Origin of the sequence: Rhodococcus spelaei (genome assembly GCF_006704125.1) — a bacterium.
Taxonomy (GTDB): domain Bacteria; phylum Actinomycetota; class Actinomycetes; order Mycobacteriales; family Mycobacteriaceae; genus Rhodococcus_G; species Rhodococcus_G spelaei.
Genome location: NZ_VIGH01000002.1, coordinates 545737 through 571909, shown reverse-complemented (window position 1 = coordinate 571909; position 26173 = coordinate 545737). Strand labels below are relative to the sequence as shown.

The 26173-nt window shown below is 69.7% G+C and carries 26 protein-coding genes and 1 riboswitch; of the genes, 18 read left to right on the top strand and 8 right to left on the bottom strand.

Annotated elements, in window-relative coordinates; translation table 11 throughout:
- Positions 1-16: 16 nt before the first annotated feature.
- The 4 genes from FK531_RS06545 to FK531_RS06530 are packed head-to-tail and all read right to left on the bottom strand — an operon-like array spanning position 17 to position 3586.
- A complete protein-coding gene (locus tag FK531_RS06545) occupies positions 17-751 on the bottom strand; it encodes a (2Fe-2S) ferredoxin domain-containing protein (RefSeq protein ID WP_142096515.1) in 735 nt (244 codons plus the stop codon).
- Positions 748-1560, bottom strand: a complete 813-nt coding sequence (locus tag FK531_RS06540) for an ABC transporter ATP-binding protein (RefSeq protein ID WP_142096512.1) — start codon at positions 1558-1560, stop codon at positions 748-750. The genes FK531_RS06545 and FK531_RS06540 overlap by 4 nt, the downstream gene beginning before the upstream one ends.
- On the bottom strand, positions 1557-2576 hold the full coding sequence (locus FK531_RS06535; RefSeq protein WP_142096509.1) for a FecCD family ABC transporter permease: 1020 nt from the start codon (positions 2574-2576) through the stop codon (positions 1557-1559). The genes FK531_RS06540 and FK531_RS06535 overlap by 4 nt, the downstream gene beginning before the upstream one ends.
- Before the next feature lie 23 nt (positions 2577-2599).
- Positions 2600-3586 carry an ABC transporter substrate-binding protein gene (locus FK531_RS06530; RefSeq protein ID WP_246097927.1) on the bottom strand — a complete coding sequence of 329 codons (987 nt, stop codon included), beginning with the start codon at positions 3584-3586 and terminating at the stop codon, positions 2600-2602.
- A 30-nt stretch (positions 3587-3616) separates the two neighbouring features.
- Positions 3617-3799: riboswitch (cobalamin riboswitch) on the bottom strand.
- Positions 3800-3872: 73 nt separating this feature from the next.
- On the opposite strand from FK531_RS06530, the gene FK531_RS06525 reads away from it, so the two are divergent.
- A complete protein-coding gene (locus tag FK531_RS06525; RefSeq protein ID WP_142096503.1) occupies positions 3873-4754 on the top strand; it encodes a phosphoribosylaminoimidazolesuccinocarboxamide synthase in 882 nt (293 codons plus the stop codon).
- Between the two features lie 37 nt (positions 4755-4791).
- On the top strand, positions 4792-6936 hold the full coding sequence (locus tag FK531_RS06520; protein ID WP_142096500.1) for a S9 family peptidase: 2145 nt from the start codon (positions 4792-4794) through the stop codon (positions 6934-6936).
- A 65-nt stretch (positions 6937-7001) separates the two neighbouring features.
- Here the strand turns inward: FK531_RS06520 and FK531_RS06515 are convergent, their stop codons facing one another.
- Positions 7002-7610 carry a TetR/AcrR family transcriptional regulator gene (locus FK531_RS06515; RefSeq protein WP_181762844.1) on the bottom strand — a complete coding sequence of 203 codons (609 nt, stop codon included), beginning with the start codon at positions 7608-7610 and terminating at the stop codon, positions 7002-7004.
- A gap of 89 nt (positions 7611-7699) precedes the next feature.
- On the opposite strand from FK531_RS06515, the gene FK531_RS06510 reads away from it, so the two are divergent.
- The 5 genes from FK531_RS06510 (at position 7700) to FK531_RS06490 (ending at position 11867) form a co-directional block, all read left to right on the top strand.
- On the top strand, positions 7700-8482 hold the full coding sequence (locus FK531_RS06510) for an SDR family oxidoreductase (RefSeq protein ID WP_142096495.1): 783 nt from the start codon (positions 7700-7702) through the stop codon (positions 8480-8482).
- Positions 8483-8529: 47 nt separating this feature from the next.
- Positions 8530-9597 carry an NAD(P)H-dependent amine dehydrogenase family protein gene (locus FK531_RS06505; RefSeq protein ID WP_142096492.1) on the top strand — a complete coding sequence of 356 codons (1068 nt, stop codon included), beginning with the start codon at positions 8530-8532 and terminating at the stop codon, positions 9595-9597.
- Complete coding sequence (locus FK531_RS06500; protein ID WP_142096489.1) at positions 9594-10553, top strand: NAD-dependent epimerase/dehydratase family protein; 960 nt, start codon at positions 9594-9596, stop codon at positions 10551-10553. The genes FK531_RS06505 and FK531_RS06500 overlap by 4 nt, the downstream gene beginning before the upstream one ends.
- Before the next feature lie 14 nt (positions 10554-10567).
- On the top strand, positions 10568-11062 hold the full coding sequence (locus tag FK531_RS06495) for a glutathione peroxidase (protein WP_142096486.1): 495 nt from the start codon (positions 10568-10570) through the stop codon (positions 11060-11062).
- Between the two features lie 100 nt (positions 11063-11162).
- Positions 11163-11867, top strand: coding sequence for a DUF2334 domain-containing protein (locus FK531_RS06490; protein ID WP_142096483.1), 705 nt, complete (start codon positions 11163-11165; stop codon positions 11865-11867).
- Between the two features lie 4 nt (positions 11868-11871).
- Here the strand turns inward: FK531_RS06490 and FK531_RS06485 are convergent, their stop codons facing one another.
- Positions 11872-12597 (bottom strand): TetR/AcrR family transcriptional regulator, encoded by a 726-nt coding sequence (locus FK531_RS06485; RefSeq protein ID WP_142096480.1) that lies wholly within the window; start codon positions 12595-12597, stop codon positions 11872-11874.
- An 83-nt stretch (positions 12598-12680) separates the two neighbouring features.
- On the opposite strand from FK531_RS06485, the gene FK531_RS06480 reads away from it, so the two are divergent.
- The gene (locus FK531_RS06480) at positions 12681-13058 is read left to right on the top strand and encodes a VOC family protein (RefSeq protein WP_142096477.1); all 378 of its coding nucleotides are present in this window, start codon (positions 12681-12683) and stop codon (positions 13056-13058) included.
- Between the two features lie 11 nt (positions 13059-13069).
- Here the strand turns inward: FK531_RS06480 and FK531_RS06475 are convergent, their stop codons facing one another.
- Positions 13070-13717 carry an MBL fold metallo-hydrolase gene (locus tag FK531_RS06475; protein ID WP_142096474.1) on the bottom strand — a complete coding sequence of 216 codons (648 nt, stop codon included), beginning with the start codon at positions 13715-13717 and terminating at the stop codon, positions 13070-13072.
- Between the two features lie 152 nt (positions 13718-13869).
- Between FK531_RS06475 and purS the strand changes: the two genes are divergently transcribed.
- The 5 genes from purS to FK531_RS06450 all read left to right on the top strand — a co-directional run bounded on the left by purS (position 13870) and on the right by FK531_RS06450 (position 17563).
- Positions 13870-14109 carry a phosphoribosylformylglycinamidine synthase subunit PurS gene (gene purS / locus FK531_RS06470; RefSeq protein WP_142096470.1) on the top strand — a complete coding sequence of 80 codons (240 nt, stop codon included), beginning with the start codon at positions 13870-13872 and terminating at the stop codon, positions 14107-14109.
- Positions 14106-14783, top strand: coding sequence for a phosphoribosylformylglycinamidine synthase subunit PurQ (gene purQ / locus FK531_RS06465; RefSeq protein WP_142096467.1), 678 nt, complete (start codon positions 14106-14108; stop codon positions 14781-14783). Before purS ends, purQ begins: the two co-directional genes overlap by 4 nt.
- Before the next feature lie 68 nt (positions 14784-14851).
- A complete protein-coding gene (locus FK531_RS06460) occupies positions 14852-15919 on the top strand; it encodes an NAD(P)H-dependent amine dehydrogenase family protein (protein WP_142096464.1) in 1068 nt (355 codons plus the stop codon).
- Positions 15920-15971: 52 nt separating this feature from the next.
- Complete coding sequence (locus FK531_RS06455) at positions 15972-17066, top strand: NAD(P)H-dependent amine dehydrogenase family protein (RefSeq protein ID WP_142096460.1); 1095 nt, start codon at positions 15972-15974, stop codon at positions 17064-17066.
- A 17-nt stretch (positions 17067-17083) separates the two neighbouring features.
- Entirely contained in the window at positions 17084-17563 is a 480-nt protein-coding gene (locus tag FK531_RS06450) for a carboxymuconolactone decarboxylase family protein (RefSeq protein ID WP_142096457.1), read from the top strand.
- A gap of 18 nt (positions 17564-17581) precedes the next feature.
- Here FK531_RS06450 and FK531_RS06445 read toward each other — a convergent pair whose 3' ends face one another.
- Complete coding sequence (locus FK531_RS06445) at positions 17582-18544, bottom strand: Dyp-type peroxidase (RefSeq protein WP_142096455.1); 963 nt, start codon at positions 18542-18544, stop codon at positions 17582-17584.
- A 132-nt stretch (positions 18545-18676) separates the two neighbouring features.
- Between FK531_RS06445 and FK531_RS06440 the strand changes: the two genes are divergently transcribed.
- From FK531_RS06440 to FK531_RS06420, 5 genes are all read left to right on the top strand, one after another.
- Positions 18677-19030, top strand: coding sequence for a VOC family protein (locus tag FK531_RS06440; RefSeq protein WP_142096453.1), 354 nt, complete (start codon positions 18677-18679; stop codon positions 19028-19030).
- A 36-nt stretch (positions 19031-19066) separates the two neighbouring features.
- The gene (locus FK531_RS06435; RefSeq protein ID WP_142096451.1) at positions 19067-20353 is read left to right on the top strand and encodes a M18 family aminopeptidase; all 1287 of its coding nucleotides are present in this window, start codon (positions 19067-19069) and stop codon (positions 20351-20353) included.
- A 271-nt stretch (positions 20354-20624) separates the two neighbouring features.
- Complete coding sequence (locus FK531_RS06430) at positions 20625-21914, top strand: glycoside hydrolase family 183 protein (RefSeq protein WP_142096739.1); 1290 nt, start codon at positions 20625-20627, stop codon at positions 21912-21914.
- A 167-nt stretch (positions 21915-22081) separates the two neighbouring features.
- Positions 22082-24361 (top strand): phosphoribosylformylglycinamidine synthase subunit PurL, encoded by a 2280-nt coding sequence (purL, locus tag FK531_RS06425; protein ID WP_142096450.1) that lies wholly within the window; start codon positions 22082-22084, stop codon positions 24359-24361.
- 111 nt (positions 24362-24472) lie between these two features.
- A complete protein-coding gene (locus FK531_RS06420; protein ID WP_246097963.1) occupies positions 24473-26173 on the top strand; it encodes an alpha/beta hydrolase in 1701 nt (566 codons plus the stop codon).

Below are 26173 nucleotides of genomic sequence, written 5' to 3'. Positions count from 1 at the left end.
AGGGTGGCAGACCGAGCTACCGCCGCGCTCCGTGCCACTCGGTGACGGGACGGCCCTCGACGAGATGCTCGTCGACGAATCGCTCCACCCGCTCGGTGTGTAGCCCGGCGTACCAGGTGTTGTCGGGGTACACCGCGACCACCGGTGCCTGCGAGCACGGGAACAGGCAGCCCGTCTGGGTGACGAGGACGTCGTCGTCGCCGAGACCACGCGCCTCGAGCGCCTCGTCCAGGGCCTGCGCGGTTTCCGGACCGCCCCGGGCCGAACAGCGTGGGCCGCGGCACACCATCACGTGCCGTGCGAAGCCCGGAACCTCGTCCCACGAGGGGGAAGTCAGCGGGGCGGTGGTGGTGCGCGCCGCCGTGGTGGGTCCGCAGATCGCGGCGTCGAGCAGGTCGGCGTAGTTCGCGGTGTCGGAGAGCGGATTCGCGATCCGCACGTCGGGAATTCGTTCCCCGGAGTGCTCACGCAACCAGTGCCCGATGACCCGGCGGAACCACGCGTCGATCTTGCGGTCCAGCACGGTCTGGGCGCTCACCACGACCACCTCGGTCGCGGCGGATGCGGCCGCCTCGTCGAGCGCCGTGGTGACGGAGGTTCCGGATCCGCCGAGCACTGCCGTCACGAAGACGGTGTCCGGGTGCCGGTCCCGCAGCGTGCTCAGCGCCCCGAGCACCTGGTCGCGGGGGTCGGTGCCGCGGTCGGTGGGCGCCGTGACGATCACCCACCGGCTGTGCTGAATCGCGTTCATGAGAAGGACCTTTCGGTGGTCGCGTCGACGGTGCCACACAGCACCACCATCGGACGTCCCGTTCGTGGATGGGATTGCACCAGCGCGTCGAGGCCGTAGACGTCCGCCAGCAACTCGGTGGTGAGGACCGACTCGGTCGGTCCCTCGGTGACCACCCGGCCGCCCCGGAGCACCACCAGGTGGTCGCAGTACATCGCGGCCAGGTTGAGGTCGTGCATCGCGGCCACCGTGGTGAGTCCGCGGGCCAGGATCAGTTCGAGCAGTTCCAGCGACGCCGAGACGTCGAGGTGGTTGGTCGGCTCGTCCAACAGCAGCACACAGGGGCGCTGTGCGAACGCGCGGGCCAGCTGGGTCTTCTGCTTCTCGCCGCCGGACAGGCTCTGCCACAACCGGTGTCGCAGTTCGGTGATCCCGGCGGTCGTGAGGCAGTCCGTGACGAGGCCGCCGGTGCCGAGAGCTGAGGGGCGGGCCCAGCCGCCGCGGTGCGGGATGGCGCCGAGTTCGACGATCTGTTCCACCGTCAGGTCCAGTTCGGTGGCCGAATGCTGTTCCACCAGTGCGACCGTGCGGGCGAACTCGCGACGATGCATCGCGGTCGCCGGGACGTCGCCGATCAGCACCCGTCCGCTGTCGGGCCGCACGAGCCGGCCGATCGTCGACAGTAGTGACGTCTTGCCCGACCCGTTCGGGCCGATCAACCCGGTCACCCGCCCGGCCGGGGCCGTGCACGACACTCGGTCGAGGATTCGGTGGCCTCCAGCGGACCACGTGAGGTCTTCGACTCGGATCTCGGGGGAGTGGTGCGTCATGCGCGCGCTCCTCGGCGTCGGAGCAGCCACACGAACGCCGGTACCCCGACCACGGCGGTGACGATGCTGATCGGTAGCTCCCGTCCGGGTATCACGCTGCGGGCGGCAATGTCGGCCCATACCAGCAGCAGTGCGCCCAGCAGCGCCACCACCGGGAGCAAACGCGCGTGCAGCGGCCCGACGAGCATGCGGGCCGCGTGCGGCACCACGAGTCCGACGAAGCCGATGACGCCCGCCTGCGCGACCAACGCCGCCGTGCACAGCGACGCCACCCCGTACAGCACCCAGCGGGAGCGTTCGACGTGGGTGCCGAGGCTCGTGGCGGCACGCTCACCGAACGCGAACGAGTCCAACACGCGACTGAAGGCCAGGACGACCGTCATCGTCGCCGCGACGACGATCAGGATGCCGACCAGACCCGGCCAGCGCACACCGGCCACCGAGCCGAGGGTCCAGTTCAACACCTGGTGGGCGGCGTCGCGGTCGCCGACCAGCACCAGCGCCGACGTCAACGCCGCAGCCAACTGTCCTACCGCTATCCCGGCGAGGACCAGTCGGCCGGGCAACAGTGCCCCCGACCGGGACGTCGCGATGACGAACACCAGCAGCAGGCTGCCGAGAGCGCCGAGAAATGCGGCGGACGAGACGGCGCCGAATCCGAAGGCTCCCACCGCAGTCACCCCGGTGGTCAGCGCGAGGACGGCACCCAGAGACGCGCCCCCCGACATGCCGAGCAGGTAGGGGTCGGCCAACTGGTTGCCGGTCAGTGACTGCAGTACCGCCCCGCACACGGCGAGCCCCGCGCCCACCGCCGCGGCGGCCAGCACCCGGGGCATCCGCAGGTCCACCACGATGTGGGTGGTGAGCAGATCGGTGCCCTGGCCGATGCCGAGGCGTCCGCCGATCGACTCGACGACCGTGCCGATCGACAGATCGGCCGCCCCGATCGCGACCCCGGCCGCGCAGCTCACCGCGAGCAGCGCCACCAGGACCGCCGACAAGCCGGTGCCGGTCATGGTGCGTGTCCGGGTGGACGCACTCACGCTCCGCCGCCGCCCAACTGCTCGGTGACCAGACGCGCGCCCTCGATCAGCCGTGGTCCGGGGGTGCTCGTCGAGAACGGCACCACGACGAACCTGTCCTCACGCACGGCCTTCAGGTCGCGGAGTGCCGGATCGCTCCGCAGGTAGTTCTTCTTCTCCTCCGCGGTGTCCCACGATGCGTCGGCCAGGACGATCACGTCCGGGTTCGCGGCCAGCACGGTCTCCCAGCTGCCGTCCAGCCAGGTTCCGGCGGCGTCCGCGAAGACGTTGGTGCCACCGACCGCGTCGATGATCAGTTGCGGGCCGCCGGCGTTGCCCCCGACGTACGGGGTGCCGGTACCGCTGTCGTACCAGAAGATGCTCTTGCCCTTCGCGGCCGCGGCCGCCTCAATCCCGGAGAGCGTCTCGCGCATCTGCGCGTTCACCGCGTCGGCCTGTGCCGGGTCGCCGAACAGCGTCCCGTAGTCGGCGATCTCGGCCGCGATCGAATCCCAGGCGACCGGCGGACGCTTCGACTTGTCCGTGCACCCGAACGGTGAGACGTATGTGGCGACGCCGAGCTCGTCGAACGACTCGCGCGTGCCGACCGCCTTGTCGTCGAATGCGGTTCCGTAGGACGCGAGTACCAGGTCCGGCTTGGTCTGGAGCAGCGCCTCGCGGCTGGGAAAGGCCTTCTCGTCAAGTACGGGAATCTTCCCGTACGCGGCCTGCCACTGCGGCGCGATGGTGTCGTCGAGGTAGGCGGTACCGACCATCCGGTCCTGCGCGCCGATCGACAGTGCGGACTCGGTGGCGCCCTGGTTGAGCGTGACACCACGCTCGGCAGGTCCGTCGAGGGCGACGGTGCGGCCGCAGTTCTGCAGGGAGATCGACGCGGCGTCGGTATCCGACGACGTCGAACTGCCGCAGGCGGACAGGGCGAGGGCAGCGGCGACGGTAGCTGCCGTGGCCGCGACGATTCGCGGCGAATAATGGGTACGCAAAGCGACCCGCCTTCCATGACTCGTGGAAAACATGCAGGATGTGTCACGGCCGGTCTCCTGGCTCGGCAGGGATAGCCGTCGGTCACGCCTTCCCGGACGCATGCATCCAGTGGCTGGGGTCGGGCCCCTAGTGGTCGACGTACCTGCTCACAGTGGCGAGTACCGCGCCGGATTCACACCGGCTTCCCGTACACCGTGACACCGCACCGGAGAATAGCGGACGCCCGACTTGTCCGGTTCCCGTCGGGTGGGGGTGGCATCGCCGCGCACCCGATAGGGTTGCCGGGTGCGCCCCTCACTCTCCGACTACGCCCACCTGGCCGGCGGCAAGGTCCGTGACCTCTACACCATCGACGACGAGCACCTGTTGCTCGTTGCCAGCGACCGGATCTCCGCCTACGACCACATCCTGAGCACCCCGATTCCCGACAAAGGGCGCGTGCTCACCGCGATGAGCGTCTTCTTCTTCGAGGAACTCGGTGGGCTGAACCACCTCGCGGGCGCACCTGACGACGAGCGGATCCCCGAGGAGGTGCTCGGCCGCGCCCTGGTGGTGCGCAAGCTGAACATGGTCCCTGTCGAGTGCGTGGCCCGCGGCTACCTCACCGGGTCGGGGCTGTCGGACTACCAGCGCACCGGCGCCGTGTGCGGCGTCGAACTACCCGCCGGACTGGTCGAGGCCAGCAAGCTGCCGGACCCGATCTTCACCCCCGCGACCAAGGCCGCGCTCGGCGACCACGACGAGAACGTGGACTTCGCGACGGTCGTGGACCAGCTCGGCCAGGACCTGGCGGTCAAGCTGCGCGAGGACACGCTCGACATCTACTTCCGGGCGGCCAGCTTCGCCGCGGACCGGGGAATCATCCTGGCCGACACCAAGTTCGAGTTCGGTCTTGACGCCGGGGGCAACCTGGTGCTCGCCGACGAGGTGCTCACCCCCGACTCGTCCCGGTACTGGCCCGCCGACGGCTACGAGGCCGGCCGGGTCCAGCCGAGCTTCGACAAGCAGTTCGTCCGGAACTGGCTGACCGGGCCCGAGTCGGGCTGGGACCGAGCCTCGGACACGCCTCCGCCTCCGCTGCCGCCGGAGATCGTCGAGGCCACCCGCAGCAGGTACATCGAGGCCTACGAGCGCATCTCCGGGTTGTCGTTCGCCGACTGGGTGTAGCCGCCGGTCGCGGCCGCGTGCGCATAGGGTGGTCGGCATGAGTTCGCCTGTCACCCCGGTCCCCGCGGCGGTCGCGCCGGTCGCGAAGAAGGTCCCGCACGAGCGCACCCACCACGGCGACACGTTCGTCGACAACTACGAGTGGCTGCGCGCCAAGGACGACCCGGAGGTCGTCGCGTACCTGGAGGCGGAGAACGCGTACACCGACGCGCACACCGAACACCTCGGCCCGCTGCGCGAGACGATCTTCCAGGAGATCAAGTCGCGCACCCAGGAGACCGACCTGTCGGTGCCGTCCCGAATGGGGCAGTGGTGGTACTACTCGCGCAGCTTCGAGGGCAAGCAGTACGGAGTGCAGTGCCGCTGCCCGATCGCGGGCCCGGACGACTGGACCCCGCCCGAGCTGTCCGCGGACACCGCGATCGACGGCGAGCAGGTGCTGCTCGACGGCAACGAGCTCGCGCAGGGGCACGACTTCTTCTCGCTCGGTGCGTTCTCGGTCACCCTCGACGGCACGCTGCTCGCGTACTCCGTCGACACCGCGGGTGACGAGCGGTACACCCTGCGGTTCAAGGACCTGACCACCGGAGCCGAGCTGTCCGACGTGATCCCCGGTACCGCGCCCGGTGCGACGTGGTCGGTGGACAACCAGCACGTCTTTTACATGACCGTGGACGAGGCCTGGCGCCCCGACACGGTGTGGCGGCACCGCATCGGCACCGCCCAGGCCGACGACGTGTTGGTCTTCCACGAGCCGGACGAGCGGTTCTGGGTGGGTTTCGGGTCCACCCGCAGCGAGAAGTACCTGATGATCTGGATCGGTTCCAAGATCACCTCCGAGATCCTCTGCCTCGAGTCGGACAACCCGGAGGGTGAGTTCCGGGTGGTGCTGCCGCGGGTGGACGGCGTCGAGTACACCGTCGAGCACGCGGTCGTCGCGGGGGAGGACCGCTTCCTGATCCTGCACAACGGCGACGTCGAGGGGGGCAAGGCGGAGAACTTCACGCTGGTCGACGCCCCGGTCGGGGACCCGACCGATCAGCGCACCCTGCTGGCACACCGCGCCGACGTCCGGCTCGAGGAGGCCGAGGCGTTCGCCGGCCACCTGGTGCTGAGCTACCGGCGCGACGCGCTGACCCGGGTGGCGGTGTGGCCGCTGACCGCGGCCGGGTACGGCGACCTGCACGAGCTGGAGTTCGGTGAGGAGCTGTACTCGGTGGGCGTCGGCAACAACCCGGAGTGGTCGGGACCGCTACTGCGACTGGGCTTCACCTCGTTCATCACCCCGAACCGGGTCTACGACTACGAGGTCGCGACGGGGGCGCTGCTGCTGCGCAAGGCCCAGCCGGTGCTCGGTGGTTACGACCCCGCGGACTACGAGCAGCACCGGGACTGGGCGACCGCGGCGGACGGCACCGCGATCCCGATCTCGATCGTCAAGCGCCGCACCGACGGCGGCACCGGCGGTCCGGCGCCGCTGCTGCTCTACGGTTACGGATCCTACGAGTCCAGCATGGACCCGGGCTTCTCGGTGGCGCGGCTCTCGCTGCTCGACCGCGGAGTGGTGTTCGTGGTCGCGCACGTGCGCGGCGGCGGCGAGATGGGCCGGCACTGGTACGACAACGGCAAGATGCTGACCAAGAAGAACACCTTCACCGACTTCGTCTCCTGCGCACGGCATCTCGTGGACACCGGTCGCACCACGCCCGCGCAGATGGTCGCCGACGGGGGCAGTGCGGGTGGCCTGCTGATGGGCGCGGTCGCGAACCTGGCGCCGGAACTGTTCGCCGGCATTCTCGCCAACGTGCCGTTCGTGGACCCGTTGACCTCGATCCTCGACCCGTCCCTGCCGCTGACCGTCATCGAGTGGGACGAGTGGGGAAACCCATTGGCGGACAAGGACGTCTACGAGTACATGAAGTCCTACAGCCCGTACGAGAACGTGACGGCGCAGGACTACCCGGCGATCCTCGCGATCACCAGCATCAACGACACCCGGGTGCTCTACGTCGAGCCCGCCAAGTGGGTCGCGGCCTTGCGCGCCACCAAGACCGGGGACGCGCCGCTGCTGCTCAAGACCGAGATGAGCGCCGGGCACGGCGGCGTCAGCGGTCGGTACGAGAAGTGGAAAGAGGTCGCGTTCGAGTACGCCTGGGTGCTCGACACCGTCGGTGCGGCGTAGCCGCAGTGGAGTGGAAACGGAGTCCCCGGACTCCGTAAGCGCACCACTGCGGCGCAGCCGCATTCCTACCGGTTGGCGACGCCGCCGGTCAGGATGCCCGGCATCCGGTCGGCCAGTCCGGCCGCGTCCTCGTCGGCGATCAGCATCCGCAGCATCATCGAGCCGCCGACGATGAAGAGCATGGTGGCCTGCGCGTCCACGGCCGCGCTGTCGTCGGACCCGCCGCCGCGCAGGGTGTCGGCGAGCATGCCGACGCCCGGTCCGCCGAAGTCGGTCCACAGTGCCGTCAACAGGTCCTCGCGGTCCCGGAAGGCGGCGAGCAGCCCCGGTAGCGCTGCCCGGACCTCGGGCCTGCCGAACAGTTCGAGCGAGTACGCGCACGAACGACGGATCCACTCCGCCGGGTCGGCGGCGTCGGCGACCGGGGTGGCCTCGTCCACCCAGCCGAAGATCGCCTCGAACACCAGGTGTGTCTTCGAGGGCCAGCGCCGGTAGAGGGCGGGCTTCCCGACGCCGGCGCGCTCGGCGATCGCGACCATCGTGGTCTGGTCCCAGCCCACCTCGGCCAGCAGTTCCCGGGCGGCGACCAGTGCGGCCCCGTCGATCGCCGGGTTTCGCGGCCGTCCCCGCTTGCGCTCGTTCGTTTCGTCCGCTGCTTCTTCGCCAAAAGTCACTGTCGTCAGCCTAACGCGGTGTTATTTTGCGAGAATCGTAACTCGAAGTTACGTAATGGTGTGCGTCATACCTGCGGAGGAAGGTCGACATGGCGGAGTTGTTGGAGGGCAAGACGGTCGTCGTCTCGGGGGTCGGTAACGGCCTCGGGCGGGAGATCGCGCTGGCCGCGAGCCGGGACGGCGCGAACGTCGTCCTCGGCGCCCGGACCGAGTCGAACCTGAAGTCGGTGGCGGAGGAGGTGGACCCCACCGGGCAGCGGGTGGCGTACGCGGTGACGGACATCCTCGACAAGGACGCCTGCGCCGAACTGGTCCGCACCGCAGCCGACCGCTTCGGCGGTGTGGACGCGCTGGTCAACGTCGCCGCGAAGGAGGACGTCTTCGGCGGTCTCGAGGGAGCCGATCTCGACGCCTGGAAGGCGATGCTCGACGCCAACGTGATCGGTACCCTCACCCTCACTCAGGCCGCGCTGCCGGAGTTGAAGAAGCGGGGCGGCTCGGTCGTGCTGATCGGTTCGCAGGCGATGTTCCACCCGCAGCTCCCGCAGTCCGCGTACGCGACCTCGAAGGGGGCGCTGCACGCCGCGATGTGGTCGCTGGCAAAGGAACTCGGCCCGCACAAGATCCGGGTCAACACCGTCGTGCCGACCTGGATGTGGGGCCCGCCGATCGAGCTGTACGTCGCGCTGTCCGCCAAGGAACGGGGCGTCCCCGAGGAGACCGTGATCGGCGAGATCACCAAGAACATGCCGCTCGGCGAGATGCCCGCCGACGACGACGTGGCCAACTCGGTGGTGTTCTTCGCCTCCGACCGGGCCCGGATGCTCACCGGTCAGACCCTCTTCGTGAACGCGGGCGAGTACTTCCGCTGACCGTCGAAAACCGCAGTCGCACATCATACTTCGAGAGGCAGCAGGACATGAAGCACAAGGTCATCGTCTGGGGGACCGGCGTCGTCGGCAAGCTCGTCATCGGTGAGCTCATCGACCACCCGGCGTTCGAACTCGCCGGCGTCATCGTGCACGATCCGGCCAAGGACGGCGTCGACGTCGGCACCCTGATCGGCGCCGAACCGGTCGGGCTCGCCGCCACCACGGACTGGGAGGCGGCGCTACGTGCCGACGCGGACGCGGTCGCCTACTTCGGCCCGACCGCCGAGTACGCAGTGCAGAACATCGACAACATGACCGCCGCGCTGCGGTCCGGCAAGCACGTCGTGTCGACGTCGATGACGCCGTTGGTCTATCCCGAGCCGTGCCCGCCGGAGATGAAGGTCGCGCTCGAAGAGGCCTGCCGGGAGAGCGGAAAGTCCTGTTTCACAACGGGAATCGACCCCGGATTCGCCAACGATCTGTTCCCGATGACGCTGATGGGTGTCTGTGGTCGGGTCGACAGCGTCCGGGTGCAGGAACTGCTGGACTACGCCAACTATGCCGGCGACTACGGACCGACCATGGGCATCGGCGCCCCGATCGAGCAGCCCGCGGTGCTGGAGATCCCGGAGGTGCTGGTCTTCGCGTGGGGCCACACCATTCCGATGATCGCGGACGCGGTCGGCGTGAAGCTGGACCGGATCGACACCGTCTACGAGAAGTGGGCGGCCACCGAGCCGATCGAGTACCCCTTCGGAGTCATCGAACCGGGCCAGTGCGCCGCGGTGCGGTTCGAGATCCGCGGCTGGGTGGGCGACGAGGCGAAGATCGTCATCGAGCACGTCAACCGGATCACCAACGCCGCGGCCACCCACTGGCCGCGCGCCACCTCGGTGGACAACGACGTGTACCGCGTGATCATCAAGGGCAGCCCGAACATCACCCAGGAGACCGCTTTCCGCGGCGAACGCGACGACGACCCGATCACCGGCGGCTGCCTGGCCACCGGAATGCGGGCGATCAACGCGATCCCGTACCTCGGCGATGCCAAGCCCGGCCTGCTGTCCGCGCTCGACCTTCCGCTGATTCCCGGCCGGGGCACCATCCGGTCATGAAGCTGCTGCTGACCGGCGGGTTCGGCAACATCGGCTCGCACGTGCTCGCCGAACTGCAGCGGCGCGGACATCGAGTCCGGTGCCTGTCCCTCGGTACTCCGGAGGACAGGCGCCGGGCCCGCGGCGTCGGCGGCGTCGACGTGATGTGGGGCGATGTCCGGGACCCGGCGACCGTAGCGGCGGCGGTCGAAGGGGCCGAGGCGGTGCTGCACCTGGCGGCGGTGATCCCGCCGGCGAGCGAGGACGACCCGGAGTACGCGCGGCAGGTCAACGTCGACGGCACCCGCGTCGTGGTCCGGGCCTGTACTGCGCAGGCGCGGCCGCCGAAGTTGTTGTTCGCGTCCACCTTCGACGTGCACGGCCACACCCTGCACCGCGACCCTCCGCGTCGGGTCGACGATCCGCTGGTCCCGACCGATGCCTACACCGCACACAAGATCGCGGGCGAGGAGCTGGTGCGGGGGTCCGGCCTGGAGTGGTTCATTCCGCGTTTCGCGGACGTCCCGATCATCGGCATCCGTCCCGCGGAGCCGATCATGTTCGAGATCGGCCTCGACAACCGGATCGAGGTGCTGCATCCCGCCGACGCGGCCGTCGCGCTCGCGAACGCACTCGAGACGCCGCAGGTGTGGGGCCGTGTCCTGTTCCTCGGCGGGGGACCGAGCTGCCAGCTCACCTATCGCGACTACCTGACCACGATGCTGGGCGCGATGAGCCTGGACATGTTGCCGGACAACGCGTTCAGCGGCAGGCCGTATGCGACCGACTGGCTGGACACCGCGGAGAGTCAACGGCTGCTGGCCTACCAGTCACGCGACGTCGACGACATCGTCGCCGACATCGCGGCCACCCTGGGGTGGCGCCGATACCTGGCGCCGCTGGCCAGGCCCCTCGCCAAGCGGGCGATGCTGCGGATGAGTCCGTACGTTCACGACGGCGACCGCCTGACCGGGTGAGTACGGTGGTCGCCATGACGAACCCTCAGCTGCAAGACATCTCGATCAACACCCTCGGTGGGGCGCCCACCTCGCTGGCCGATTTCGACGGCCGCGCGGTGTTGCTGGTCAACGTGGCCTCCAAGTGTGGGCTGACCCCGCAGTACGCAGGCCTCGAGAAGCTCGCCACCGAGTACGCCGATCGCGGGCTGACGGTGGTCGGGGTGCCGTGCAACCAGTTCATGGGTCAGGAGCCGGGCACCCCCGAGGAGATCGCGACGTTCTGCTCGACCACCTACGGGGTCACCTTCCCGCTGCTGGAGAAGATCGAGGTCAACGGCGAAGGCCGGCACCCGCTGTACGCGGAGCTGACCAAGAGCGCCGACGCCGAGGGCGCCGCGGGGGACATCCAGTGGAACTTCGAGAAGTTCCTCATCGCGCCCGACGGCACCGTCGCCGGCCGATTCCGTCCGCGCACCGAACCCGACGCACCCGAGCTCGTCTCGGCCATCGAGGCCGTCCTGCCGTAGGGCGGCTCCGCCGCCCGTGAGTCCTTCCGGCCCCCTGGCGGACCAGAAAGACTCACGGGCGCGTCAGCGCCTGTTCACCTTGGGGTGGCACGCTGAGGCCATGGCCGCAGAGCTGATCGTGTCGGTGTCTGGAATCAGGGACGAGACCAGGGAGCTGGTCGAGGAGTTCGCCGCCGAGATGGACGGTCGCGGCGTACCGCTCTCGCTGCTGGTCGCGCCCAGACTCAAGGACAAGTACCGCCTGGTCCGGGACGAGCCGACCCAGGAGTGGCTGCGTGGCCGCCAGGCCCGCGGTGACGCCGTGGTGCTGCACGGTTACGACCAGGCCGCCACCAAGAAGCGTCGGGCCGAATTCGCCGCATTGCCCGCGCACGAGGCGACGCTGCGACTGCTCGCGGCCGACCGGGTGATGGAGGAGACCGGACTGCGGACCCGACTGTTCGCCGCGCCGCGGTGGCAGGCCTCGCCCGGTGCGGTGTCCGCACTGCCGCGCGCCGGCTTCCGGTTGCTCGCCGGCGCGACCGGAATCCACGACCTCGAACGGGGCACCGTCACCCGGGCCCGGGTGCTCGGGATCGGCGAGGGTCACCGGACCGAACCGTGGTGGTGTCGAGCCCTGGTGCTCGGCGCGGGTCGGGCCGCCCGCCGCGGGGGAACGGTGCGTCTCGCGATCTCCGCCAAGCAGCTCGCGCAGCCCGGGCCCCGACAGGCCGCGCTCGACGCCGTCGACCTCGCGCTGCACCATGCGGCGACCCCCGGGGTCTACCGCTGGCCGCTTCGGGGCGGGATCGCCGCGGTGGCGTGAGGTCCTAGCCGGCGTCGACCAGGGACTGCACCGCGTCCAGGACCCGGTCGAGGCCGAACCTCCAGGCGGCGGCGGGACTGTACGACGTGTTCATCGCTGCTCCTGCCGCGGCGCCGACACGTCGTGCGAGCGGGAAGTCGTCACCGAGGTACGCGCCGAGGCGCTCGTTCCAGCTGGACCAGACGGCCGCGATGTCGGCGGCCCGTGGGTCGGGGCGGCGTGAGCGCGCCGCGGACCGGGCGAAGTCCACGACGAACGTGAGGGCGGCGTCCCGTGCCACGTCGTCCAGATTCGTCGCGTCGAACGCGTGCAGTTGGTGGTCGTACTGCGCGATCGTGCCGGGGCCGAACGACGTGCGCTGATCGGTGACGTCAAACAACCACTGGTGCGTGGTGTGCAGCGCCAACTCCTCCTCGGCGACCAGCCGTACCCGGTCGCGCCAGTCGTCGCTCGGGTACGGTGCCCGGTCCTGACCGGCACGGACGGCGTCGACCATGAGCACGAGCAGGTCGTCGCGCGATCCGACGTGGGTGTAGAGCGCCATCGCGGAGATGCCGAGGTCGGCGGCGAGTCGACGAACCGTGACCGCGTCGAGGCCTTCGCCGTCGGCAAGGGTGATCGCGGCGTCGACGGCCTGCGACGTGGTGACCTTCGATCGCGGTCCGCGCGCGCCGCCCCTCGGCGCGTCGGGATGCCCGCGCCACAACAGGTCGATCAGTTCCCGAGCCATCGGGTACCTCCACGGGTGGGAATACGCCGGCGCCCGCTATACTTTATACATTGCATAAGGTTTTCTCGTCTCGTGGAGGTCACATGAAGATCACCGGCACCGCCCTGTCCCTGAACGTCGCCGACACCACCGCCTCGGCGGAGTTCGCCAAGACCCATTTCGGCTTCACCGAGGCGATGGCCGACGACGGCTTCGTCTCGCTCGCCCACCCGGATGCCGGCGTCAACGTGATCTTCCTGCGGACCGGCCTCGGCACGTTCAAGCCGGCCTCGATCGCCGGACCCGCCGGCCAGGGGTTGCTGATCGCGTTCGTCGTCGACGACATCGACACCGAGTTCGCCCGCATCGCCGCAGAGGGGGCCACGGTCGTCACCGAACCCGAGACCGAGCCCTGGGGTGAGCGCTTCTGCCAGTTCGCCGACCCCAACGGCATCGTGTGGCAACTCGTGCAGTGGGTGTGAGCCGGCCGAACTCAGGACACCTCGGCGCTCGACTCCTCGCCCAGCACGCGGAACTCGGTACCGTCCGGCGCCATCTCGGAGTAGCGGCCGTAGAAGATGCCGGTGGCCTCGTTCGCGAGGATCGCCTGGTGGATCGGGACTGCGACGCGCGGCGCGACGGCCCGCAGGTAGTCGATCGCCTCGGAGATCTTCAGCCACGGCGCCGCCGCGGGCAGCGCCAGGACGTCGACCTTCTCGTGCGGGATGTACAGCGAGTCGCCCGGGTGCAGCAGCAACGCCGGGTTCTCGTCGTCGCCGAGCAGGAACGCGGTGTTGTCGATGACGGCCAGATCCGGGTGGATCACTGCGTGCCGTCCGCCGGTGCCGCGCACGTGTACTCGGCCTACGTCGAAGGCGTCGCCCGGCCGCACCGCGGCCCAGCGACCGCCGAGCTGGGCGGCAGTCTGAGGGTCGGCGTACAGGGCGGCGCCCGGGTTCGCCTCGGCGAGCGCGGGCAGCCGCGCCGGGTCCGCGTGGTCCGGGTGCTGGTGGGTGACCGCGATTGCGTCCAGGTCGGTGATGCCCTCGAAGCCGTGCGAGAAGGTGCCGGGGTCGAAGAGGATCTTCGCGCCGAGGTGCTCGACGAGCAGGCAGGAGTGACCGAAGTGGGTGAGCTGCATGCCTCCGAGTATGCGCTGGTTCACATCCCGCGGCACCGTTCACTCGATCGGGAGTTGGTCGGTGCGGACGGTGGTCGGGCGGACCGGTAAACTGCCAGTTGCCCGGCGTGATTCTCCCGGGCGGTACCGGAGCACCAAGCGAGGAGCAGCACGTGGCCCGTGTCGTAGTCGAAGTCATGCCCAAGGCCGAGATTCTCGACCCCCAGGGGCAGGCCATCGTCGGAGCGCTGTCCCGACTGGGCTTCGCCGGCGTGTCCGATGTCCGCCAGGGGAAGCGTTTCGAGCTCGAGATCGACGGCAGCGTCGAGGACGCCGAGCTGGAGAAGATCGCCGAGGGCCTGCTCGCGAACACCGTGATCGAGGACTGGACCGTGAGGCGCGTCGACGCATGAGCGCGCGCATCGGAGTCATCACCTTCCCCGGCACCCTCGACGACGTCGACGCCGCCCGTGCGGTGACCCTCGCCGGCGGCGAGGCCGTCAGCCTCTGGCACGGCGACGCCGACCTCAAGGGCGTCGACGGCGTCATCGTCCCCGGCGGCTTCTCCTACGGCGACTACCTGCGCTGCGGCGCCATCGCCCGGTTCGCTCCGGTGATGGGGAAGGTCGTCGAGGCCGCCAAGGGCGGCATGCCGGTGCTCGGCATCTGCAACGGCTTCCAGGTGCTCTGCGAGGCGGGGCTGCTGCCCGGCGCGCTGACCCGAAACGAGGGCCTGCACTTCATCTGCCGCGACCAGTGGCTGAAGGTCGAGTCCACCTCGACGGCGTGGACCGCGCGCTACGAGTCGGGCGCCGAGATCCTGATCCCGCTCAAGTCGGGCGAGGGCCGCTACCAGGCCTCCGAGCAGGTGCTCGACGAGCTCGAGGGTGAGGGTCGCGTGGTGTTCCGCTACGCCGGCGACAACCCGAACGGCTCGCAGCGTGGCATCGCCGGCATCGCGTCCGCGAACGGTCGTGTCGTCGGCCTGATGCCGCACCCCGAGCACGCGACCGAGTCGCTGACCGGGCCCAGCGACGACGGGCTCGGCATGTTCTACTCCGCGCTGGACGCAGTCCTCACCGCCTGAGCGAAACGGTGAACCGCGACGAGGGCGGACCGGGTTTTCCGGTCCGCCCTTTTGCTACGGTCCGCCCCATGATCTCGACGATCGTGTGGGGTGCGGGGAACATCGCACGGGCGGCGATCCGTGCCGTCGACGCGCACCCGGGCCTGGAACTGGCGGCCGTGCTGGTGCACGAGCGCGCGAAGGTCGGTCGCGATGCGGGTGAACTCGGCGGTCTGGGCCGCACGCTCGGGGTGGCCGCCACCGACGACGCCGCCGCGGTGCTCGCCGGCGGGCCCCGCGCGGTGGTGTACGCGGCGTCCGGCAACACCCGCTCGGCCGACGCGGTCGCCGACATCTGCGCGGCGCTGCGCGCGGGCGCCGTCGTGGTCACCGAGTCGATCTACCCGCTGTACGACAGCCGCGACGACCGGCACCAGGTGCGCGAACCGATCCGCGAGGCAATCGAATCGGGCGGCGGATCCTTGTTCGTGACCTCCGTCGACGCGGACTGGGCGACCGGCGTCCTGCCGCTGCTGCTCGGCGGACTCGGCACCAGGGTGGACCGGATCCGCTGTCAGGAGATCGTGGACTATTCCGACTACGACGAGCCGGGGTCGGTGCGCTACCTCGTCGGCATGGGCGAGCCCCTCGACTACCTGCCGCCGATGCTGGCTCCGCGAATGCCGACCACCGTGTGGGGCGGTCAGGTACGGCTGCTGGCCCGGGCGCTCGGCGTCGAACTCGACGAGATCCGCGAGACGATCTCGCGGCGCGCGCTGGAGGTCACCGTCGAGACCGACACCATGGGCAAGTTCGAGGCGGGCGGACAGGGCGCGCTGCGGTTCGAGGTGCAGGGCATCGTCGGCGGGCAACCACGCATCGTGATCGAGCACGTCAACCGTATCGACCCGACCTGCGCCCCGGACTGGCCGACACTGCCCGGCGACGCCGCGGGCACCCATCGGGTGCTCGTCGACGGCGAGCCCCGAATCGACATGACGGTCCGGGCGGCGGGCCGCTGCGGCGAGGAGACGACGGTCGGCAGGCTCGTCGACGCCATCGCCTGGCTCGTCGAGAGGGGGCCGGGACTGTACGACGCGCTCGACGTCCCGCTGCGCCCGTCCGCCACGATTCGGGCGGACGCCGTCACTGCCTGAATCGCCCGATTCGACCACGAGAACCTGTTCCAAGTCGGTAGCGTCCCCAGCCATGATCTCCACCGTCGTCTGGGGTACCGGCAACGTGGGCCGAGCGTCCATCCGAGCTGTCGATGCGCACCCGGCACTGAAGCTCTCGGCCGTTCTCGTGCACAACCCCGACAAGGTGGGTCGCGACGCCGGCGAACTCGCCGGGCTCGACTTCGAACTGGGGGTCGCGGCCACCGACGACATCGACGCGGTGCTGGCCGCGAGCCCCGGCGCCGTGGTGTACGCGGCGTCCGGGGACATCCGGCCCGACGACGCCCTCGCCGACATCTGCCGGGCGATCCGCGCCGGCGCGGTGGTCGTCAGCCCCGCGCTGTACCCGCTGTACGACCCCACCAACGCTCCCGCCGAACTGCGGGACCCGGTGCTCGCCGCGATCGCCGAGGGCGGTGGCTCCCTGTTCGCCTCCGGCGTCGACCCCGGCTGGGGTAACGACGTGCTGCCGCTGCTGCTCAGCGGGCTCGGCAGCACCGTCGACGTGATCCGCTGCCAGGAGATCTTCGACTACTCCACCTACGACCAGCCCGACTCGGTCCGGTACCTGGTCGGCATGGGACAGCCGATGGACTACCTGCCGCCGATGATCGCGCCGACGATCCCGACCATGGTGTGGGGCGGACAGGTCCGGATGATGGCGCGGGCCCTCGGCGTCGAACTCGACGAGATTCGCGAAACCCTCGACCGGCGCGCGCTCGACGAGACCGTCAGCACCAAGACGATGGGCGACTTCGAGGCGGGCACCCAGGGCGCGGTGCGGTTCGAGGTGCAGGGCATCGTCGACGGCGAACCCCGCATCGTCATCGAACACGTCACCCGCATCCACCCGACCTGCGCCACCGACTGGCCGATGCCGCCGGACGGCGACGGCGCTCACCGGGTGATCATCGAGGGCCGGCCGCACATCGAGGTGTCCGTCGAGTGCACCGACGAGGACGGCAGCCGGTCGGCGGGCGGAAACGCCACCGCGGTGGGGCGACTGGTGAGCGCCATCGACTGGCTGGTGGCGGCGGAACCCGGACTCTACGACGCACTCGACGTCCCGCTGCGTCCTGCCGTCGGCAAATTGGGCCCCGCAGTCGGCAAACTCGGAAAACGGTAGTCACGAAAGGACGAGCCATGCTCATCGACATTCCCGAAGACAAGGACCCGATCGGGTACGTGTGGGGCGAGATGGTCCCCGGTATCGGGATCGCGGCCTCCCAGTTCTCGCTGTCCGTGTACGAACACTCGACCATCGACCTGCGCGCGTTCGAGGCCGCACGGTTGCGGATCGCACAGATCAACGGCTGCATCTTCTGCCAGGACTGGCGTACCGAACGGGACGGGCAGAAGGTCGAGGCCGGTTTCGACGACGCCGTCGAGAACTGGCGCACCACCGACATTTTCGACGAGCGCACCCGGCTGGCCGCCGAGTACGCGGAGCGGTACGCGCTCGACCACCACGGCCTCGACGACGAGTTCTGGACGCGGATGTTCGAGCACTACAGCCAGGCCGAGGTGGTGGAGCTGTCGATGAGCATCGGCTCGTGGCTGGCCTTCGGCCGGCTCAATCACGTGCTCGGCCTCGACAGCGTCTGCGTGCTACCCGGACACTGAAGTCGGCGGCCCGCGTCGTCAGTTCGTCGGCGGCGCGGGCAGCACCTCGAAGAAGTCGGCACTCGGGGTGAAGAATGCCGAACCGGTGACCGCGGTCGAAAAGTCCAGCAGGCGGTCGTAATTGCCGCGCGGACTGCCGAGGAACATGTTCTCCAGCATGCGTTCGGTGATGTCCGGAGTGCGGCAGTAGCCGATGAAGTAGGTGCCCATCTCGCCGTCGCCGACCCGGCCGAACGGCATGTTCGCCCGCAGGATCTCCAGTGACCTTCCGTCCGCGTCCTTGACGGCGTTGAGGGCGACGTGCGAGTTGGCGGGCTTGACGTCGTCGGTCATCTCGATGTCCTCGAGCTTGGTGCGCCCGATGACCCGTTCCTGCTCGGGGACCGGCAGCGCCTCCCAGTCGGTCATGTTGTGCACGTACTTCTGTACGTGCACGTAGGAGCCGCCCGCGAAGTCGGGATCTTCGGCGCCCACCGTCACCGCGGTGGCGGCCTTTGCGCCGGAAGGATTCTCGGTGCCGTCCACGAATCCGATCAGGTCGCGGTTCTCGAAGTACTGGAAACCGTGCACCTCGTCCACCACGGTGGCCGCCCCTGTGAGTCGCTTGGTGATCTGGTGCGCCAGTTCGAAACACGCGTCCTGGCTCATCGCGCGGATGTGGAAGAGAAGGTCGCCGGGGGTGGACGGGGCCTGGTGCCGGGCGCCGCGCAGCACGGGGAACGGGTGCAGTTGCGCCGGACGCGGGCCGGAGAACAGCCGGTCCCAGGCGGTCGAGCCGATGCTCACGATCAGTTCCAGACCCGCGCCCGGCACCCGCAATCCGACCGCTCGGCGCAGTCCCGCGGCGTCCGCGAGCAGCGACCGGGCGACCGCCTCGCCGCCCTCGTCGACGGTCGCGACGAGGAAGATCGCCGCGGGGGAGAGGGGGCTGGTAACCGTCTGGGACTCGGGAGTCGTTGCTGGTCGGGCGGATTCGGTCATGCGAAGTCCGTTTCGTCGGCATCGGCGTTGGTGATCTTCTCTCCGGAGAACGCTAGCCGACGGGGCCGACGCCCGCGCTCGAGGCGGCGCCGGCGACCGGAACATGTCGGAGGGCGGTTGTAGCGTGCCGGCATGACACTCACCCTGGGCATGATTACCTTCGACAGTGCTGATCCGGGACCGCTCGCCACCTGGTGGGCGGAGCAGACCGGCGGGCGAATCGAGCAGGAGAACGAGGGCTGGTTCTTTCTCGTCGGTGTGCCGGGCGCGCCGTACAAACTTGCCTTCCAGAAGGTTCCGGACCCGACCCCCGGCAAGAATCGCGTCCATCTCGACCTCTCCGCCCCGGACCTCGACGCCGAGGTCGCGCGGTTGGTCGCGGCCGGTGCGAGCGAGTACGAACGCCACGACATGGACGGGTTCCGTTGGGTCACCCTGACCGACCCGGACGGCAACCGGTTCTGTGTGTCGTCCGGCGCGCACTGAGGGTCCGCGGTCCGGCGTCGGTCATAAGATCGCTGCATGCCTTCCCTGACCGACGCCACCGCAACCGGGCTCTGCTCCTTCGTCGACGCCTCGCCGTCGCCGTTTCACGTGTGCGAGACGGTCGCGGCGGAGTTGACCGCGGCAGGATTCGTGCGGCTGCACGAGACCCAGGGCTGGCCGGCAGCGCCCAGCCGGTACTTCCTGGTGCGCGGCGGGTCACTGGTCGCGTGGAGCACCGAGGCGAGCGGCCGCGAGGCGGCGCCGTTCCGGATTGTCGGCGGCCACACCGACAGTCCGAACCTGCGGGTCAAGCAGCATCCCGACCTCGAGTCCGCGGGCTGGCAACTGGTCGGCCTCGAGCCGTACGGGGGTGCCTGGCTGAACTCGTGGCTCGACCGCGACCTCGGCATCTCCGGCCGACTCAGTGTGCGGGACGGAAACGGCTTGCAGGAGAAGCTGGTCCGGGTCGACCGCCCGATCCTGCGGGTGCCCCAGCTGGCGATCCACTTGTCCGAAGACCGCAAGGGGGTGCAGCTCGACCCGCAGCGGCACGTCAATGCGATCTGGGGGGTCGGCACTTCGCCGCGCAGCTTCCTCGCGTTCCTCGCCGACGAGGCCGGCGTCGAGGCGGACGCGGTGCTCGGGTGGGAGTTGATGACGCACGACCTCGCGCCGAGCGCGGTGGTCGGGCTGCGGGGCGAACTGGTCAGTGCGCCCCGACTCGACAACCAGGGCACCTGCTACGCCGGCTCGCGCGCATTGCTCGCGGCCGCCGAGGAACCTGGCGACGCGATCCCGGTCCTCGCGCTGTTCGATCACGAGGAGGTCGGGTCGATGTCCGACCGGGGCGCCTTCTCGGACCTGCTGAACTCGGTGCTCGAGCGAATCGTGTTGGCGCGTGGCGGCGGTCGCGAGGACTTCCTGCGGGCGATGGCGGGATCGGTGTGCGCCTCCGGGGACATGGCGCACGCCACGCACCCGAACTACCCGGACCGGCACGAGCCGTCGCACCGGATCGAGATCAACGGCGGTCCGGTGCTCAAGGTCAACCAGAACCTGCGCTACGCCACCGACGCGGCGGGCGCCGGTGCCTTTGCACTCGCTTGTGACCGGGCGGGGGTGCCGTTGCAGCGGTACGTGCACCGCGCCGACCTGCCGTGCGGGTCCACCATCGGGCCGATCACCGCGTCGCGGACCGGGTTGTCCACCGTCGACGTCGGTGCCCCGCAGCTGGCGATGCACTCGTCGCGGGAGCTGATGGGTGCTGCGGACGTCCCGGCTTACGCCGACGCGCTCGCGGCGTTCCTCACCCCCACCGACTAGGGCCGGCTGTCGGTCGTGCGGCGGATTGCGCCGACGTGCGGGGAGCGGCACCATCGTCTCGGGATTGTTCTCATTGATAACAATTGTCGCATCAGCCGCAGCAGCAACGCGTTTCGCGTGGTTGGCTGTGGCACGAAGAGCGCCCGCTGAATACCGGGGTGTTCTCGCAAGGCGTTGGCCTCCGGAAAGGAACCTGCTTGTGCTCACAGTGAAGCGATCGTGGTCTGCCGCTCTGTCGGCGACGGTGGTGGCTGTCGCGGTGTCCGCGACCATGGCCACACCCGCCTCGGCGGCGACGGGCGGACCCTGCGGCCAGGGTGGCTCCGGCTCGGGCAGTCTGGGGAGTTCGGGCAGTTCCGGCAGCGCCACCGGGTCGCTCGACAAGGCCCTGCCATGGATCACTGGGGCGCCCGACGGCGCCCTGCCGCGCCTGTCCGGCAAGACCAAGGCGATCGAGATGGTCACCGGCCCGGGCAGCCCGAACGACACGATCGCGCGCTTCAACGTCTCCGGCACCGACCTCGGCATCATGTGGGACAACGGGAACGCCGGGGGACAGCACGATGTGCTGATGGCGTTCGGCGACACCGTCGGCGACTGCGACAGCCCCGGCGACGACTGGCGCAGCAACGTCCTGTTCCGCAGCTCGGACACGAACCTCGCCGACGGGATGCGGATCGACAGTTCGCCGCTGGACCGCCCGAATCACTCGCGGCAGGTCATCAAGGGCTTCGGCATCCCGGGTGAGTACACGGTCATCCCGACCGCGGGCATCTCCGTCGGCACCACCCAGTACGCCCGGTTCATGTCGGTGAAGTCCTGGGACTCGCCCGGCAAGTGGACCACCCTCTACTCTGCGATCGCGGTCTCGACGGACAACGGCGAGACCTGGACCGCGGACCCGACGACGGTCCGCGCGAACGTCGCCGGCATCGACATTCCCGGCATCGCCGCGGTGACACCGGGCAACGACAACTTCCAGATGAGCGCGTTCGTGGACGGGAAGGACGGTTTCGTCTACGAGTACGGCACGCCGTCGGGTCGCAACGGCGGGGCGCGGCTCGGACGGGTCGCGTACGCGCAGATCCTGAACCTGAACGCCTACCAGTACTGGAACGGCACCGGCTGGGGTGCGGACATCGGTCAGGCGAAGCCGGTGATCGAGGCGCCGGTCAGCGAGCTGCAGGTGCAGTGGAACGACTATCTGCACAAGTACGTCGCGATGTACACCGACGCGACGAACTCGATCGTGATCCGCCAGGCCGACCGCCTCGAGGGGCCGTGGAGCGGCACGCAGACAATCCTCAGCGGGCTGCTGGTCCCGTCGCTCTACGGCGGTTTCATGCACCCGTGGTCGAAGGGCCAGTACCTCGAGTTCGTCGGCACCACCTGGGACCGCTACAACGTCATCTACTTCCGCACCGACCTGAATGGTCTGCAGATGAAGGCGGCGGACCAGGCGGATCGTCCGGACCCGGCTACCACTGGCGAGGCCAAGTTGCTCGGAGTCGACCGCCCCTCCGAGGCGACGCCGATACTGCAAGCGCCGCAGGGTCAGTGACCTGGACAGGCAGCTTCACCGGCGCAGCCGGGTGTCGCGAGGTGCGGCACCCGGCCGCGTGCGTTGCCACCAGTGCGGCCGCTGTCGGCCCACCCGGCTAGACTTTGCGCTGGCAGCGCCCCGCCGGTCTGCCGATCAGACTCCCCAGGGAAGGGACCCAACTTCCAGTGTCCTCGCAGGTCGATACCGTCACCAACGCCGCAGCGACCCCGGACGTCGCCCAGCCCTTCAAGGAACTGGGTCTCAAGGACGACGAGTACGCCCGCATCCGGGAGATCCTCGGTCGCCGCCCCACCGACGCCGAGCTGGCCATGTACTCGGTCATGTGGAGCGAGCACTGCTCCTACAAGTCCTCGAAGGTCCACCTGAAGTACTTCGGCGAGACCACCACCGACGAGATGCGTTCGTCGATGCTCGCCGGTATCGGTGAGAACGCGGGTGTCGTCGACATCGGCGACGGCTGGGCGGTCACCTTCAAGGTCGAGTCGCACAACCACCCGTCGTACATCGAGCCGTACCAGGGCGCCGCGACCGGCGTCGGCGGCATCGTGCGCGACATCATGGCGATGGGCGCGCGCCCGATCGCGGTCATGGACCAGCTGCGCTTCGGAGCGGCCGACGCCCCTGACACCCGCCGCGTCGTCGACGGCGTGGTCCGCGGTGTCGGCGGCTACGGCAACTCCCTCGGCCTGCCCAACGTCGGCGGCGAGACCGTCTTCGACGCCTCCTACCAGGGCAACCCGCTCGTCAACGCGCTGTGCGCGGGCGCGATGCGCGTCGAGGACCTGCACCTGGCGTTCGCGTCCGGCGTCGGCAACAAGATCATCCTGTTCGGCGCCCGTACCGGCCTCGACGGCATCGGCGGCGTGTCCGTGCTCGCATCGGAGACCTTCGACGAGAGCTCGGGCGGACGCCCCAAGAAGCTTCCCGCGGTGCAGGTGGGCGACCCGTTCACCGAGAAGGTGCTCATCGAGTGCTGCCTCGACCTGTACAAGGCCAAGCTGGTCGTCGGCATCCAGGACCTCGGCGGTGCCGGGCTGTCCTGCGCGACGTCGGAGCTCGCCGCGGCAGGTGACGGCGGCATGCACATCCAGCTCGAGAAGGTCCCGACCCGCGCGACCGGCATGACCGCCGCGGAGGTTCTCTCGAGCGAGTCCCAGGAGCGCATGTGCGCAGTGGTGACGCCGGAGAACGTCGATGCGTTCATGGCCGTCTGCAAGAAGTGGGACGTCCTGGCTACCGTCATCGGTGAGGTCACCGACGGCGAGCACCTCGTCATCGACTGGCACGGAGAGACCGTCGTCGACGCGCCGGCGCGCACCATCGCCCACGAGGGCCCGGTGTACGAGCGCCCCGTGCAGCGCCCCGGCACCCAGGACGCGCTGATCGCGAACACCAGCGCGAACCTGAAGCGCCCCGTGACCGCCGACGAACTGCGCGCCACGCTGCTGAAGATGATCGGCTCGCCGCAGCTGTGCAGCCGCAAGTGGATCACCGAGCAGTACGACCGCTACGTGCGTGGCAACACCGTGCTCGCCGAGCAGGCCGACTCCGGCGTCATCCGCATCGACGAGCAGACCGGCCGCGGCATCGCGCTGGCCACCGACGCCTCCGGCCGCTACACCGCGCTGGACCCGTACGCCGGCGCGCAGCTCGCGCTGGCCGAGGCGTTCCGCAACGTCGCGGTCACCGGCGCCACCCCGAAGGCCGTGTCCAACTGCCTCAACTTCGGTTCCCCCGAGGACCCGGGCGTGATGTGGCAGTTCCAGCAGGCCGTGCGCGGCCTCGCGGACGGCTGCGCGAAGCTCGGGATCCCGGTCACCGGCGGCAACGTCAGCTTCTACAACCAGACCGGTGCCACCGCGATCCTGCCGACCCCGGTCGTCGCCGTGCTCGGCGTCATCGACGACGTGCACCGCCGCATCCCGACCGGCCTCGGCCTCGAACCCGGCGAGACGCTGATCCTGCTCGGCGAGACTCACGACGAGTTCGACGGTTCGATCTGGGCGCAGGTCGAACACGACCACCTCGGTGGCGTGCCCCCGAAGGTCGACCTCGACCGCGAGCAGTTGCTCGCCGACATCCTGCTCGCCGGATCCCGCGACGGCCTGGTCTCCGCCGCGCACGACCTGTCCGAGGGTGGCCTGGCGCAGGCAGTCGTCGAGGCGGCGCTCGCCGGCGAGACCGGCTGCCGGATCCTGCTCCCCGAGGGTGCGGACCCGTTCGTCACGCTGTTCTCCGAGTCGTCGGGCCGCGTGCTGGTCGCGGTGCCGCGCACCGAGGAGACCCGCTTCACCGGCATGTGCAGCGCCCGCGGCCTGCCGTGGACGCGGATCGGCGTCGTCGACGAGGGCTCCGACTCCGTCGAGGTCCAGGACCAGTTCTCGGTCACCCTTGCGGAGTTGCGCGCCACCCACGAAGGCACACTCCCGGCCCTGTTCGGGTAGCCATTGACCGATACCGACGAGACACAGGACCCCGGGACGGCGCAGGCGGATGCCGCGCAGCCCGGGGTTCCCGTGTCGTCGGGTCGGACCGCCGACCGTCGCACCGGCTGGCTGGCGGGCAAGCACCCCTTCGTCATCTGGGCGTGGGGGCTTCTCAGCCTCGACTTCACCGGTATCGCGTTCGCGGCGCTGTTCTTCTGCTGGTCGTTGACACCCTCGCTGTTGCCGCGCGACTGGTTGTTCCAGGGGCTGATCGGTGGCATCAGCGCGGCGATCGGCTACGGCGTCGGCACGGCGATCGGCTGGGCGGTCTACCGGTTCTACCTCGCGAAACGACCCTGGTGGCCGCTGCCGCCCAGGTACATGCAGGTGCTGAAGGTCGGGGTCGTCGCCATCGCGATCCTGGCCGCGATGGTGATGCTGGTCTACGCAGCGGGCTGGCAGCGCGAACTGTCGGCGCTGATGAACGCCGAGGGCACCACGACCACCGGCTACATCCGTACCGGCGGTCTGAGCATGCTCGTCGCGGCCGCGATCATCTCGGTGTGGCGGGTGCTGCGCGACCTGGGTCGACTGGTCGCCCGCTACCTCAACCGCTGGCTGCGGGTGCCCCGCCAGGCGGCACTACCGCTCGGCTTCGCGCTGGTGGCCGTCCTGACGTACGCGCTGGTCACCGGCGTGCTGGTCAAGGAGGTCTACGCCCTCGCGAACTCCGCGTTCAGCCTGCAGAACGACACCACCCGTGCCGGGGTGGTGGCGCCCGTGGCGCCCGAGAAGTCGGGCAGCCCGGACTCGTTGGTGCCTTGGGACAGTCTCGGCTTCGAGGGCCGCAACTTCGTCTCCCGCGGTCTCGATGCGCAAGAGCTGAGCCGGGCCAACGGCGCCCCGGCCAAGGAGCCGATCCGGGTCTACGCCGGACTCGAGAGTGCGCCGACCGCCGACCAGCGACTGGACCTGCTGGTCGACGAGCTCGAACGGACCGGTGCGTTCGAGCGGAAGGTGCTGGTGATCATCCCGACCACCGGCACCGGCTGGGTGAACCCGACCGCGGCGCAGGCGATCGAGCTCGTGCACAACGGCGACTCGGCGCTCGTCGCCACTCAGTACTCGTACCTGCCCAGTTGGATCTCCTTTCTCGCCGACCGGGAGAAAGCGGCCGAGGCGGGCAAACGGCTGATCGACAAGGTGCACGAGCGCTGGTTGACCAAGCCGCCGCAGACTCGGCCCAAGCTCTACGTCTACGGCGAGAGCCTCGGCACGCAGGCGGGGGAGGGGGCCTTCGACGGCCTCGCCGACATCCGCAACACGGTCGACGGTGTTCTGTGGGTGGGCCCACCGAACTCGAACGTGCTCTGGCACCAACTGGTTTCGCGGCGCGACCCGGGCAGCACCGAGGTCGAGCCGGTGTACTCGGACGGCCTGGTGGTGCGGTTCGCTGACGAGGTCGCGGACATTGCGCAGCCGCCGGGTCCCTGGTGGCCGCCGCGCGTGCTCTACCTCCAGCACGCCTCCGACCCGGTGGTCTGGTGGTCCACGGACCTGATTCTGAAGCGCCCGGACTGGCTGTCCGAGAAGCCCGGCGAGGACCGACTGCCGCAGATGCGGTGGTTCCCGTTCGTCACGTTCTGGCAGGTGTCGGCGGACCTGGCCAACGCCGCCGGGGTTCCCGACGGTCACGGCCACAACTACGGCACCAGCGTCCTCGACGGCTGGCTCGCCATCGCCGCGCCCGACGGCTGGACGCAGGCCGACACCGAGCGGGTCCGCGGGACGCTCGAGGCGATCGCCGGCAGCGAGGGTCCGGAGAAATGA